Source organism: Microcoleus sp. K5-D4 (assembly GCF_036704575.1).
Lineage (GTDB): Bacteria > Cyanobacteriota > Cyanobacteriia > Cyanobacteriales > Microcoleaceae > Microcoleus.
The window spans coordinates 1-12,905 of the sequence record NZ_JAUBSD010000131.1; the positions used below are offsets into that span (position 1 = coordinate 1).

At 47.1% G+C, this 12,905-nt stretch carries 12 protein-coding genes; 6 read left to right on the forward strand and 6 right to left on the reverse strand.

All coding sequences use genetic code 11. From position 1 onward, the window contains the following. Positions 1–65: 65 nt before the first annotated feature. Positions 66–341: an IS1/IS1595 family N-terminal zinc-binding domain-containing protein gene (locus QUA77_RS29460; RefSeq protein WP_445302107.1), complete on the reverse strand. Its 276-nt coding sequence runs from the start codon at positions 339–341 to the stop codon at positions 66–68. Between the two features lie 54 nt (positions 342–395). Continuing rightward, complete coding sequence (locus QUA77_RS29465; protein WP_445302108.1) at positions 396–674, reverse strand: HNH endonuclease signature motif containing protein; 279 nt, start codon at positions 672–674, stop codon at positions 396–398. On the opposite strand from QUA77_RS29465, the gene QUA77_RS27010 reads away from it, so the two are divergent. The 4 genes from QUA77_RS27010 to QUA77_RS27025 all read left to right on the forward strand — a co-directional run bounded on the left by QUA77_RS27010 (position 596) and on the right by QUA77_RS27025 (position 1,936). Next, positions 596–862, forward strand: coding sequence for a hypothetical protein (locus QUA77_RS27010; protein ID WP_333453639.1), 267 nt, complete (start codon positions 596–598; stop codon positions 860–862). The genes QUA77_RS29465 and QUA77_RS27010 overlap by 79 nt on opposite strands. Before the next feature lie 276 nt (positions 863–1,138). Then, positions 1,139–1,315, forward strand: a complete 177-nt coding sequence (locus QUA77_RS27015; RefSeq protein WP_333453641.1) for a hypothetical protein — start codon at positions 1,139–1,141, stop codon at positions 1,313–1,315. A gap of 22 nt (positions 1,316–1,337) precedes the next feature. After that, positions 1,338–1,544, forward strand: a complete 207-nt coding sequence (locus QUA77_RS27020; RefSeq protein WP_190663068.1) for a hypothetical protein — start codon at positions 1,338–1,340, stop codon at positions 1,542–1,544. Next, positions 1,541–1,936: a hypothetical protein gene (locus QUA77_RS27025; protein ID WP_333453643.1), complete on the forward strand. Its 396-nt coding sequence runs from the start codon at positions 1,541–1,543 to the stop codon at positions 1,934–1,936. Before QUA77_RS27020 ends, QUA77_RS27025 begins: the two co-directional genes overlap by 4 nt. A gap of 82 nt (positions 1,937–2,018) precedes the next feature. Here QUA77_RS27025 and QUA77_RS27030 read toward each other — a convergent pair whose 3' ends face one another. The 3 genes from QUA77_RS27030 to cobU form a co-directional block, all read right to left on the reverse strand. Continuing rightward, complete coding sequence (locus tag QUA77_RS27030; RefSeq protein ID WP_333453645.1) at positions 2,019–4,088, reverse strand: AarF/ABC1/UbiB kinase family protein; 2,070 nt, start codon at positions 4,086–4,088, stop codon at positions 2,019–2,021. A 77-nt stretch (positions 4,089–4,165) separates the two neighbouring features. Then, complete coding sequence (locus QUA77_RS27035; RefSeq protein WP_333042300.1) at positions 4,166–4,588, reverse strand: hypothetical protein; 423 nt, start codon at positions 4,586–4,588, stop codon at positions 4,166–4,168. A gap of 277 nt (positions 4,589–4,865) precedes the next feature. Next, positions 4,866–5,441: a bifunctional adenosylcobinamide kinase/adenosylcobinamide-phosphate guanylyltransferase gene (cobU, locus tag QUA77_RS27040; RefSeq protein WP_333042302.1), complete on the reverse strand. Its 576-nt coding sequence runs from the start codon at positions 5,439–5,441 to the stop codon at positions 4,866–4,868. 179 nt (positions 5,442–5,620) lie between these two features. Between cobU and QUA77_RS27045 the strand changes: the two genes are divergently transcribed. Both QUA77_RS27045 and QUA77_RS27050 read left to right on the forward strand, forming a co-directional pair. Next, a complete protein-coding gene (locus tag QUA77_RS27045; protein WP_333042304.1) occupies positions 5,621–6,592 on the forward strand; it encodes a glycosyltransferase family 2 protein in 972 nt (323 codons plus the stop codon). 101 nt (positions 6,593–6,693) lie between these two features. Next, positions 6,694–7,650: a glycosyltransferase family 2 protein gene (locus tag QUA77_RS27050; RefSeq protein ID WP_333453648.1), complete on the forward strand. Its 957-nt coding sequence runs from the start codon at positions 6,694–6,696 to the stop codon at positions 7,648–7,650. A 129-nt stretch (positions 7,651–7,779) separates the two neighbouring features. On the opposite strand, the gene QUA77_RS27055 is transcribed toward QUA77_RS27050, so the two are convergent. Then, entirely contained in the window at positions 7,780–12,894 is a 5,115-nt protein-coding gene (locus tag QUA77_RS27055) for an Ig-like domain-containing protein (RefSeq protein ID WP_333453650.1), read from the reverse strand. Between the last annotated feature and the right edge of the window lie 11 nt (positions 12,895–12,905).

The following is a 12,905-nucleotide window of genomic DNA, read 5'->3' on the forward strand; positions in this document are numbered from 1 at the left end:
ACGCCTTAAGTTTAACTCCAATTATGCTGCTTAATGTTTTGTTACATAAATATGTTTTTTCCCGCCTACCTACTTACCTTTTGATAATATTTGTTCACATAGTTTTGGAGCCAGCTTGCTGACACACCTACTGTTCTGACTATTCGGGCTAAAGGGATTTTCTCCAATAACAATAAATTTACCAATGCGATGATGTCTTTGTCTTTTGGTTTCCACTGTGGATTCTCCACAAACTGTCTTCCACAGTCTCGACATTTATGGTTTTGTTTTCCTCTGCGCGTTGTCCCATTTTTCATAATGTCATCAGATCCACAGGTCGGGCAACTTAGATCGAGTTTCATTCAATCATTCCTCTGTCGCGATCGTCGATCAATTATAGTATTTTTCTCCGCCCTTTACAAAAAAGCACTACCAAAAAATTTTTTAATTTGTTCTCCCGCCTTTATGCGTTTACAGATTTGATAAAATTCATCTTGATGCTTTCTTAAATTAATAGGTTCTTTGGGAGATTGCGAAGAAAAAATATCTAATTGGATTGCATCTGTCATGTTTCTGTTCTCCTCAGCAGTTTTTTGATAATGACATTTGGGGCATAATGCCTGCATTTCGTGGACATTGGTTCTCTGAGTTTCTGCCCATCGCTCAATATGATCTGCGTGCCAGTCTGAAGGCAAATCACATCTGCAATGCTGGCACTTGCCGTTGGCGGCATACCAGAGGGCAGCGCGTAGCCGTTTTGATCGAAGGAAGCGACTCTGATCCTGCATCTGAAAAAGCTATAAGGCTTACGCAGCAAGTAAAAAGATCTACTGTAAAAATTTTATCTATTTTTGAACTTTTAGTCAACATAAAGATTTTATAAGCTAGCTGTCTCTACTTTTGTGAACAGGATAACGACGAAGCAGGCAGCGACATCTTGCTGGAAGAATCCGGTAGCGATACTTGGTTCGGCGTTTCCGGCAACAACATTTCTTAAGGCGGTGGGGTTGCCGTTTTTTGTCTATGCGAGTATCATAAGGTATATCGCGCAACCGCGCAATACGTAGTTGTGTCACCACCTAGTAAACCGCCCCCTCGCCAGATGCGAGAATACAGGTATGCGCGTATGAGAGACATGGCTAAAAAAATTCCACCTGAAATGGCTGAACTAAGCGTTTACGTAGATAAAAGGCTAAAGCTACGATTCAAACTAGCTTGCACAGCTCAAGAAAAGCCAATGAGCGAAGTCATCGGTTTACTGATGAAGCAATGGCTAGAGACAGCAGAAACCCCGCCAGAGCCTAAAACTGAAGCGGGGCAAAACGTTCAAGACTGAGGAGACATTAAGCGAGGGACAAATGTTGAGAGACGCAGACAACCCAGAAAAATCTTGGGAAGACTTGGAAGCCGAACTCGCTGAACACCCGGACAGACCTTTTTATGCTCGGAGTGATGCAGAAGCTGCTAAGCGATGCGAACAGCAGAACCGCGAAGCAACAAGACACCCCGACGCAACCGGAAGAACCTATTACACCTGTGATGAGAAAAAAAGGAAAAACCGATGACCGAATATCAATTAACACCCGCAAAATACCACCACGTACAAGTAGTTGTTTCCCTGAACCGCGTTCACTTAGACAACTATAAAAACCCTGATGAGGCAATAGCAAAGCTGCTAGAACTTGGTTACACTCCTGAATTGCGTTATCAATGGAATCCAGAGCGAAACGAATTTGATTTATACGCCCTAATTCACGACTTACCATTAGAAGAATCGCTAATGACCGATGAAAAGTGTCAGGAGTTTTTCAAGCATTTCAAACACAGCCAAATATATTCGATCGGCTGCGGTAACGCTGACCCCGATTGGCTATTTGCTTGGGGTTTTGATGACCCACGCCGTCACGCCAAGCCAGAAGAAATTGAACCTTTACCAGCAACTAAAGCAGCAGCTTAAAGTGATGAACGCAGACGGAATTCCATCTGCGTTCATCTGTGTTTATCAGCTAATATCTGCGGTTAAAAAAGTCCCAATCAAACTACTTCGCAGCAGGTAAAGACAACTGAGGCGAAGTTTTAGGATAGCTTCCATTCTCAGGAATCGCAGCGGGTTCGGAGGAAAGCAAAAATTCGCGAATTAACCTAGCAACTGCTCTTTGAGCTAAACCGCCGACTACTTTCTGGCCCATGTTCTGCACTTCTGGTTTCACTAACAACTGCGGCAGTAGCTGCAATACTTTCATCGTGTCAAAACCGGGAGTTGATTGCAAAATATCCCAAATCCGCTTGATATGTTCTAAGTTTTTTTGTTCGGTTTGTGAAACCACAGGTTGATTTGCCTTGACTCCAAACCATTCGCCGACTACAGATTTGGCGTTAGCGAAAGCGTTGCTGGAAAGTGTGTCGAGACTCTTGACTAATTCCAGGACAATACGATCGCGAATGAAATCTCCTCTTTCGGAAAATAAATATTCTAAAGCTTGGTTCAAGATTTTGCTCACATCGTAATCATCGCTCTCGCGGGCATTGTTGAGCAAGTTTTCTAAGCGGTTCCAGCGGAACTCGCCTTGTTTGAACAGCAAATCTTGCAGGGATGCTCTCAATTCCGGTGCGGGGTCGCTCAACAGCCGTTTTGCAACGTAAGGATAAGCTTTGCTCAACACTTTGAATTCGGGGTCAACGTTGATGGCAATGCCTTCTAACGTGACGAGCGATCGAATAATCAAAGCGTAGTAAGCTGGAACCCGGAAAGGATATTCGTACATTACCGCCGAAAGCTCGTCAGTAATGCTTTTGAAATTGAGTTCGGCAACGCTAGCACCCAAAGCATTGTTAAATACGCCCGCCAAAGCTGGAATAATTGGCGTTAGATCGGTGTCGGGAGTTAAAAACTCCAACTTCACGTAATCTTTTGCTAAACCTTCAAAGTCGCGGTTCACCAAATGCACCACAGCTTCCAACAAGCCGTATCGCTGATAAGGTTTAACTTCGCTCATCATCCCGAAATCGAGATAAGCCAATTGACCGTCAGGAGTTGCCAAAAGATTGCCGGGATGCGGGTCAGCGTGAAAGAAACCGTGTTCGAGAAGTTGTCTGAGAGAACACTGCACACCCACTTCAATTAAGTAAGGAGCATCGATTCCTTGAGCTTTAACGGCTTCTAAATTCGTAAGTTTGATGCCGGTGATCCACTCCATTGTTAAGACGCGGCGGCGGGTATATTCCCAGTAGATGCTGGGAACATAAATGTCTTTGATGTGGCCGTAGAGTTTGGCAAACCGTTCGGCATTTTGACCTTCGTGGGTGTAGTCCATTTCTTCGTAAATGCGCTCACCCAACTCGTCCATAATGCTTGCGAGGTCACTGCGAATTACTTTGAAGTTGTTTTGTGCCCAAACTGCAACGCGCCGCAGGATGTAGATATCTAAGCCGATGTTTTCGGCTAAACCCGGTCGCTGGACTTTGATTGCGACTGTTTCTCCGGTTTTGAGTTTGCCTTTGTAGACTTGTCCGAGAGATGCTGCTGCGATCGGGTCTGGGCTGATTTCTGCGTAGATGTCTTTGGGGTGGGCGCCCAATTCTTCTTGGATGAATTGATATGCTACTTCGTTCGGAAATGCTGGCAGTTGGTCTTGCAGCGTTGTTAGTTCTTCTAAATATACTGGCGGTACTAAGTCGGGCCGTGTTGAGAGTGCTTGTCCGATTTTGATGAAAGCTGGGCCGAGTTGGGCCAGAATTTCTCGCAGTCGGACGGCGCGACGCTTTTGGTTGGTGGCGGTACGACCTGTTTTCCCGTCGAACCACACACTGAAGGCAAAGCTAAAAAATGTCCAAACAACGCTCGACAGCCTTCCCCAGACTTGTAGAGGTCGATTTCGGTACAGGGCTGCGATCGCGACTGGATCGTACCGAACAGCATCTCCTGCCAACTCGAAAGCTATGTCTCTGGCTGATTTGAGCCGATCGCCCGTTACGACCTCGGTCTCTAGTGATACTGGTACTGCTTGCAGGGGAATTGTATTTGCATCTTGGAAATTGCCGAGTACAGCCTGAGTCCCTGAATTTACATAAGTTTGCGGGGAGGCTGGCGATACTGTCTTGACATTCATAAATCAGACCTAGTGTGAAGCATTGTAAATATATTGTAACAATTTAAGGAAGAACACCCTTCTTCCTTCTTATATACTTACTCGCCGCTGGATCGGTTGAGTCGATCGCGAATGCCTGATAGTTGCGATTGGCTGCTGACGGGCGATCGAGGTTGGGGCATTTCGGTATCGGGCCAGTTCGGTAAGTCGTTACAGGGACAGAACTCCGGGGGCATTCCGGTTTGTTGGAACACTACGGGCATAGCGCAGCGCGCGCAGGGACTGATTTCCCAAGCGGGTGTCAGCAGTTGGGCAATTGTTTCGTTTGTGCCTTCGAGGTAACAGTCTCCGCTGTCGCGGGAGATGATTTTTTGCCAGCACTCTTCAAATTCCTGGCTGTAGCGATCGCCGGCATTTACCGATTTGGGCAGCAGCGCTTCGGAACCGTTGCGAATTAATACTTTTTTGCCTAACTGAAACCAGTAAGCAATATATTTTCTTACTTCACTATCTGATGCCATAACTTTTAGTCAACCCTTCAACTAATTGATTATTTTAGACTTTTAATTTTAAATTATCACTCTTTCTTAAGAGACATTTTAGCTTTTACATAATTTCAAAATTTGGCTATTCCTCATGTCAAATTGTTGGGCCGTTCCCCCTAGGGAGTATGTTTTTTGACTAATTTATGTGACTCTTGTGTTTTCAATCTTAGTTAAAATTATACCTAATTTTTAGTTAAAATTGTCCATCGGAAAACTGAGATGTTTTCTCTCTTGTCGATCGCGACTCCGGCTGTTAATTTTTCGCTACGGGCGGCAGCGGGGTACCCAGAGCCCTTAGATCCAAAGCGTAACCTCCGGTGGCGAGATAAACATTATCGGCGATCGCCCCGATGTGGCGGACGAGAGTGCCGAGGCGATCGCGAAACAGCCTCCCCGCCGGATAAGCAGGCACAACGCCCCATCCGGTTTCTTCCCCTACCAAAATTACATCAGCCGCCGCCGACTTCAAACAGGCTAGCAAATCTTGCTGCGTAGTCGCCCAAACAGCAGTTTCTTGTTCCAAAAGATTTGCCGTCCAAGTTCCCAGGGAATCAATCAACAAGCAATCTGAGGGCTTGCTGGCCCGCACAACTGCCGATAATTCGATCGGCACTTCTAGAGTTGTCCAATCAACTGGACGGCGATTTCGGTGCTGATCGAGGCGACGAAGCCACTCCAAATCCGTTTCATCAACGCGACTGGTAGCCACATAGATTATTTGTTTTCCCGAACCCGCCGCCAGAGTTTCGGCCCATTCACTTTTGCCACTCCGGGCGGGCCCAGTTACTAAGATTAATTGTCTAGATGTGGTGGGTACTGAGTTAGTCATTAGTTATTAGTCAGCAGTCATTAGTCAGATACAAAGGATTAAACACAATTACCAATTACCAATTACCAATTATCATTTAAACTGCCAACTACCAAATGCTTTTTAAGCGATAATAGCATTGATGAGACAATATCCGAGTAAGTCGATCGAGAACCCCCGTATTTCCCAAGCTGTTATTTATGCCCGATCATCCTCAGATATCAGCAATTATTTGCACCCACAATCGCGCCGCCTATTTAGGTGGGGCGATCGACAGCTTGCTGGTACAGGATTTTCCCGACAACTTTGAAGTAGTAGTAGTGGATAACGCTTCTAGCGATTATGCAAGCCCAGAAAGTTCGATTTCGCGCACCCGCGAGGTGGTAGAAGCAAGACTGGGGGATGGCCGCCTCAAGTACGTCTGGGAACCCGAAATCGGTCTGTCAGTGGCGCGGAACACCGGCGCAAAGGAAGCTCGCAGCGAAATATTAGCTTATCTCGACGACGACGCTATTGCTGAGCCGAATTGGCTCAGGGTGCTGCAGGCAGCTTATCAAAGCAATCAAAAACTCGCCGTAGCTGGTGGCAAAGTCAATTTGCTCTGGCCTTCTGGAGTCAGCCCGCCCGAATGGCTGTCACCGGGATTAGCCCAGAACTTGGGAGCATATGATTTAGGCGATACTTGCCTGTACGTGACTGCTCCCGGTTTGACTCCCAGGGGAGTAAACTACTCAATCCGGCGCGCTTTTCTCGAACAAATTGGTGGCTTCGATGTCAAACTCGGTAGAGTCGGCAAAAAGTTGCTGTCAAATGAAGAGTTGCGAACGACAGAATTAGCTTTAGAGTTAGGTTGGCAAGTAGTTTATCTACCGGAGGCCCTGGTACTTCACCATGTCGCAGCAGAAAGGCTCAACAAAGCTTGGTTTCTAGAGCGCGGGTGGTGGCAGGGCATTAGCGAATGTTATCGGGAACAATTGTCCGATCGAGCCGGTATTGCTCAGCTTGGGCGAGGGGGTGAAAGAATCTTGAGGGGTGTCTGGAAGTCTTTTAAATATATTAGAGATCCGGCGCTGCGTTTTGAAAATTTCGTTTTTGCCTGGGGTCAAATCGGTTATTTGAGCGCAGCCATCCGCGGCCTGATTTTTGCACCGAAATCGACCACTAGGTATTAGGCTATAGGCAATATCCCTCGCTGCTCAACTCGTTGGCGCGGCTGTGCCGATCGCACTTCATCTACAAAAACTCGACCGCATTCAGGTTCAAGCACTCGATTATGACATCTAGTTCATCCAAGATTCCGGTTTCAGTTCTCATTCCGGCAAAAGACGAAGAACTTAATCTACCAGCGTGTCTGGCCAGCATTGCCAGGGCGGATGAAGTTTTCATGGTTGATTCCCAAAGTAGCGATCGCACGGTAGAAATTGCCATCAGCACCGGCGCAAAAGTAGTGCAATTCTACTTCGACAACCGCTGGCCGAAAAAGAAAAATTGGTCTTTGGACAATCTGCCCTTTCGCAACGAATGGGTATTAATTGTCGATTGCGACGAGCGAATTCCGCCGGAACTTTGGGACGAAATCGCGCAGGCGATCGAAGACCCCAATTTTGACGGCTACTACCTCAACCGCAAAGTCTTCTTTTTAGGTCAGTGGCTGCGTTACGGCGGCAGATATCCAGACTGGAATTTGCGTTTGTTCAAGCATCAAAAAGGACGTTACGAAAATCTCGGCACTGAATCCGTCCCCAATACTGGCGACAACGAAGTTCACGAACACGTCATTTTAGCCGGTCAAGTCGGCTACTTAAAAAATGACATGATCCACGAGGATTACCGCGATTTATTTCACTGGATAGAACGGCACAACCGCTATTCTAATTGGGAAGCTCGTGTTTATTACAATATAATTGAAGGGCGCGACGACAGCGGTACTATTGGCGCTCACTTATTTGGAGATGCAGTGCAGCGAAAACGCTTTCTCAAAAAAGTTTGGGTGTGGCTGCCTTTTAAACCACTGCTCAGATTTATTTTATTTTACTTCATTCAGTTAGGCTTTTTGGATGGAAAAGCTGGCTATATTTATGCAAGGTTATTGAGTCAGTATGAGTATCAAATTAATGCAAAACTTTATGAATTGCGTTGTTGTGGCGGTCAGTTGAATGTGGCAGAACCTGAGCCTACTCTGTCGCCACCAGTAGTTATCAGTCAGGAGACAGAAGTGAAATTGCCGTAATAGTAGGTATAAAATTTTAACCGCAGATGGCGACGGATTGACGCCGATGAACGCAGATAAATGTTTATTTTGGTTAAGTGCGATCGCCCTTATTTTATCGAATGGGCGATCGCACTTTTCCTTCCTTTCCTAAATCAGCATGAAATTAGCAGATGTAATCGCATTGGCACTCACTCCAATCATCACACCTAACTGCTCCCCTGTCAAGAGGTTTTTGATGAGAGTTCCCTCAGTATTTTGAGTTATTTCTAACTGTCCAAAACTCAAACCACCGCTTAATCCAATCAAATCTTGACCGACGGTAAAATCAGCGATTAGATCAAATCCTTGACCTGCTTTTAAGGCAAAGATATCGTTGCCACTACCGCCAATCAAACTATCATTGCCCATGCCTCCATCAAGAAGATCGTCGCCTTTCCCACCCGTGAGAGTATCATTTTCTGCGCCTCCGAACAGAGTATCATTTCCGGCACACCCTCCCAGGATATCTGCTCCTTCGTCACCGTTGATTAAGTCATTGCCTTCACCGCCGCAGATGGTATCATTTCCCTGCTGTCCAAACAGATTGTCATCACCTTGACTGCCAAGCAAGATGTCGTTACCTTTGCCTCCATATAAGGTGTCATTATCCTTGCCACCATCGATGAAGTCATCATCTTTGTTGCCATAAATGATGTCCATACCTTCGCGACCATGTAAGAAGTCATTGCCTTTGCCTCCAAAGATTAAATCGTTACCAGACTCGCCAAGGATGATGTCGTTACCTTCATCTCCATAGAGAGTATCTTCATCTTTGCCTCCGGCGATGAAGTCATTACCTTGGTTGCCATTAATAATGTCATTATCGGCACCACCGTATAAGTTGTCATCCCCGGATTGGCCCTCGAATATGTTGGCAGCATTGCTACCTAGTAATTCATCGTTTTGAGCAGTGCCTATCTGAATGCCAGATGCGCCGAGTATGGTGTTTTCAACCGAGTTGGGTCGGTTTAAGTTGGGATAGGTAATTTGGTCGCAGATGCACTCATCGTCTGAGAGGTTATTAGTTGTTGGCGTGGGGGTTGGTGTTTCCGATGGTGTCGGTGTCGGTGTTTCCGATGCTGTTTCCGATGGTGTTGGTGTTTGGGACGCTGTTTCCGATGGTATCGGTGTTTGGGAGGCTGTTACTGATGGGGTCGGAGAGATCGGTGGGGTCGGAGCGATCGCTGTTGGGGTTTCGGTGCCGATTTCCCCAGAGGTAGGTTCAAAAGGAACGAGCAGATCTTCAGGATTGATTGTCTCGAAGGTGGGGCGAACGGTAGGGTCATTAACCGCTACTTCCTCCATCTTCTTCTGGATTGCTTCCTTGGTATTGTCGGCGAGGAACTGCTCCATCGTCTTGGTTCCCGCTGCCAATTCCGGCAGTCCGACTGCGATTTGACCAACTGATACTGCCTGCAATTTGGTAATTTCCGTGGCGATCTCACTTAATGGGCGACCGCTAGCGACGAGTTCCTGAATGAGTTGATTGCCCAGGGCCATTACTTGTGCAGCAGCCGAGGCGACCCTGGCTAACTGCTCTGTGTTGAGATTGCTGTCTTGCGTGGCAGCCGCAGCGATCGCACCCTGTACGATCGCCTGAATTGTCTCTGGTTTGCTCAAGTCAACTGGAGTGCCAGCTTTGAGGGTCTCGGCAATCGCTCCTGTTGCAACATTCCCTAGCTGCGTCAGCGACGAAGAGGAAACTCCATTGATGAATTTCGCCGTTTGGACGATCGTGTTTTGCACCATGATCATCGAGCCAAACACCGCTACACCCTTCGGATCGTTATTGGCGATCGCTTCTAGGGGGTCGTAGCTGCCCAAATCAACATCAGCCGGCAGCCCCAGAGCCGATTTCACCTGAGTTTCAGCAGTTTCAGGGTCAATCCCTTTGCTAGCCAAATCAGCAATAACCGTGGTTAGAGGCGTGATCACGGTGGAATCTGGAGTAGAAGTAAGTGGCGTAACCAGAGGCAAATATGTTGCGATATCGTTCCCCTCCATCAGAACAATCTTGCCTTCACTCGGATCGATTCGACCGTTCTTATTGGTGTCGAATTGGGCAACATCGACCTGGAGATCGAAACTCCCATCAGGATTGGTAACGCTGACTGGCTCGTCTTCATCCTTGATACCATTAAAGTTGGCATCTAAAAACACGAGTCCACCCGATATATAGCCATCGATCGCGCGGCTTTTCCAGGTAGCACCCACACCGAAATTAGCCAGATTGTAGGTGCCAAAATTTTGCCGCCAGACATTTTCACGAGTTATGCTTGGTACCCAATAGGGGACGCTTTTCTTACCGAACCACCCTAAATCAATAGTGTAGTACCTCTTCTCAAACCCCGGTCGCAGGTAATCAAACCCAGCATCCAATGAAGCATTGATTCCTCCCTTCACCGCAATCATATCCAGAGGCTTGCTAATCCGAGAAATAATTTCCGAACCCCGAATTTTGCCATCGCTGGAGCCGTTTTCTTCGCCCACATCGATCAGGTCAGCTTTGCCGTTCCCGGTTAGCCGGCCTGTTACGTATGCCTTGGCTAAAACAGCATCGACTGAACCAGTTAGACTGATATCGGCATTAAGTTTGACTTCCTGGACATCCGGCCCCGTACCGTCGGCATTTTGGCGATCGCTCACATAGAAGCCATCCAGAACTTTATAGGCATCTGAGGCAGAAAATCCTGCCTTTTTCCACTGATTTAGCCCATTGGTGTCAAAGCCGAAACCGAAATTGGTTTTAGCACTAAAGTTGCCTTTCAAATTGCCGTTCAGACCGATTCCTGCAAAGCCATAGATCGGAAAAGTGCGATCCATGTTTAAGCTAAAATCCAGTTCCGGCATTTTGTAGGCAAACAGCGTCACATCTGGTTTACCCAGCAGTAAATCAACCACTGTGCCGGGGTTGGTTAAGATTGGGAATTGCAACCCAGGCATATTTTGCAAGGTTGATAAAAACTCTGTCACCTTGCCTTTAGACTTCGATTTCGCTTGATCTGTAGGCGAACCTAGCGTTTTGGTGCTTTTCTTAGTTGCTTTTGAGGGATCGGCCTTGGGATCGGTAGCATCAAAACCTACTTCATAGTCACCCAGATCGATTTTAATATTGCCATCTTGGGCTGCTAGTTCCCCGATCAACTGACTCGCTTTGCCAACTGCGTCCACTGCCGTCAAGAAGCTGCCATTGACTTTTGTGCCAGTTAGCGCCATACCAGCTTCGAGCAGAGTGACTTTGCCATCTTTGTTTTGATCGACATAGTTGCGGATGCTACTGATATCCGACAAAAACTTAATATCGCTGTTCAAAACATTGATCAGGGGACGAACCGGGGTGATAACCTTATCGATCGTCGTGATAATTGGTTTGGCAAAGCCAGTGACAAAACTACCCAAGTCGAGCTGCATATTATTGAATGCCAGCGTGGGTTTTTGCGGCCCACTCCCTTTCCCGTCCTTATACGAAAGCGGCGAAAAACCTGCGTTGAGGTCGAAGTTGAAGGACGGAATAGCAGCACTGCCATTAACGCTGGTTTTTGCACTCATGCCGAGGTTGGCTTTGGTGTCTAAACTCGTACCAATCAAGTCCGAGAGTTTATAGTTGCCTTTGCTCAGTTCAGTGTAGGTGAGTCGCCCGTCATTTATCCCTCCTTGAGCAGTAGTTAAATCTTTCAGAGATGCCTTAAAGTCACCGGTAATTTTAGTGGGGTTAGCACCGTTGTTGGCTAGATCCACTTGCAAGAAACCTAGATTGGCCTTGCCCGTAAAATTATTGGCTAAGCCGACTTCAGCGTTGAGGGCAAGCTTTGTATTCGTTGTATCGAAGAAAAAGCCATCCTGATTCAGACCTAATCCCAAGGAAAAGTCGTACTTGAATTTGGCGTTGGCATCGCCCTGAGTACTCAATCCCAGCGCCGGTAGTCCTAAATCACCATTCAGTCCTAGCGTTTTAATGTACTCTTTGCTCAGGTTCACGATAACTTTGGCTTCTCCGTTTGCCCCAACTGAGCTTGTAATTTTCAGGTTGGGGAAGTCTTTGCCAAGGGAAGTCTTGATAGTGTCTTGAAACTTCACCTGATCCCAGCTCGGCGCTGCTTTAAGGTCGGTAATTAGCCTGTTCTTAATACTGTTTAGAAAATCAGGGGCAATGGCTTTGAGTTTATCGCCCACCACGGGCAGTTGAGTCGCCAGATTGCTGGTGAGGGACTCTTGCAGCTTGTTGAAGCCCAAATCAAGAGTGCTGATATCGGGAGGCTGTGTGTTAATAACGATCGCTTTATTGGCTCCCAAAGATTTCGGGGTACCAGGAGCGGGTAAAGTCAGAGTCGCGTTATTGAGAGCGGCGTCTTTAATCGTGCCACCGTTTAACGATAAAGCTGTAGTAGAAGCATAGTCCAAGTCTGGCGCGTTCTGACCCGCCGCGATGGTGTAGTTAAATGTGAGGGCATTGCTGCCACTACCAGAAGCATAGGTGGCTTTGCCGCCGCTATTTAACGTCAGTTGGGGCGTTCCCGTAACGTTGACCGCTTCATTGAAAGTGACGGCGATGGGGATAGCTTTACCCACACCATACTTGCCATCTGCCAGGGTTGACGTAATATTGGCGAGCGCGGGCGCTGTGGTGTCAGCAGTGGTGAAATTCCAGGCAGTTGCGCCTGTAGTACCGGCATAATTATTACCTGCTAAGTCTTTAATCGCACCGGCAGCAATTTCAACGTAGTAACCAGTACCTTGCGCTAAATCTGCCGTGGGATTAATAGTGACGGTACTACCAGTAACGGTGACATTCGTGGAAGTAACATTGATGGTTTCTACCACTGAGTTGTCGGAGACTTTCTTGATGACAATATTGCCAGTGCCTTTCTGTACGGCTTCGCTCAAGTTGACAACTACATTAGCAGCAACTGCAACACTGGTGGCGTTGTCTGCGGGGGTGAAAGTGGTGGCTGTAGGCGCTGTGGTGTCAGCAGTGGTGAAATTCCAGGCAGTTGCGCCTGTAGTACCGGCATAATTATTACCTGCTAAGTCTTTAATCGCACCGGCAGCAATTTCAACGTAGTAACCAGTACCTTGCGCTAAATCTGCCGTGGGATTAATAGTGACGGTACTACCAGTAACGGTGACATTCGTGGAAGTAACATTGATGGTTTCTACCACTGAGTTGTCGGAGACTTTCTTGATGACAATATTGCCAGTGCCTTTCTGTACGGCTTCGCTCAAGTTGACAACTA

Excerpts from the sequence above, each read along its gene's own strand:
- QUA77_RS27010 (WP_333453639.1), top strand. The coding sequence starts at position 596 with ATGCCTGCATTTCGTGGACATTGGTTCTCTGAGTTTCTGCCCATCGCT.
- QUA77_RS27050 (WP_333453648.1), top strand. The coding sequence starts at position 6,694 with ATGACATCTAGTTCATCCAAGATTCCGGTTTCAGTTCTCATTCCGGCA.
- cobU (WP_333042302.1), bottom strand. The coding sequence starts at position 5,441 with ATGACTAACTCAGTACCCACCACATCTAGACAATTAATCTTAGTAACT.
- QUA77_RS27035 (WP_333042300.1), bottom strand. The coding sequence starts at position 4,588 with ATGGCATCAGATAGTGAAGTAAGAAAATATATTGCTTACTGGTTTCAG.
- QUA77_RS27025 (WP_333453643.1), top strand. The coding sequence starts at position 1,541 with ATGACCGAATATCAATTAACACCCGCAAAATACCACCACGTACAAGTA.
- QUA77_RS29460 (WP_445302107.1), bottom strand. The coding sequence starts at position 341 with ATGAAACTCGATCTAAGTTGCCCGACCTGTGGATCTGATGACATTATG.
- QUA77_RS27030 (WP_333453645.1), bottom strand. The coding sequence starts at position 4,088 with ATGAATGTCAAGACAGTATCGCCAGCCTCCCCGCAAACTTATGTAAAT.
- QUA77_RS27045 (WP_333042304.1), top strand. The coding sequence starts at position 5,621 with ATGCCCGATCATCCTCAGATATCAGCAATTATTTGCACCCACAATCGC.
- QUA77_RS27020 (WP_190663068.1), top strand. The coding sequence starts at position 1,338 with ATGTTGAGAGACGCAGACAACCCAGAAAAATCTTGGGAAGACTTGGAA.
- QUA77_RS27015 (WP_333453641.1), top strand. The coding sequence starts at position 1,139 with ATGGCTGAACTAAGCGTTTACGTAGATAAAAGGCTAAAGCTACGATTC.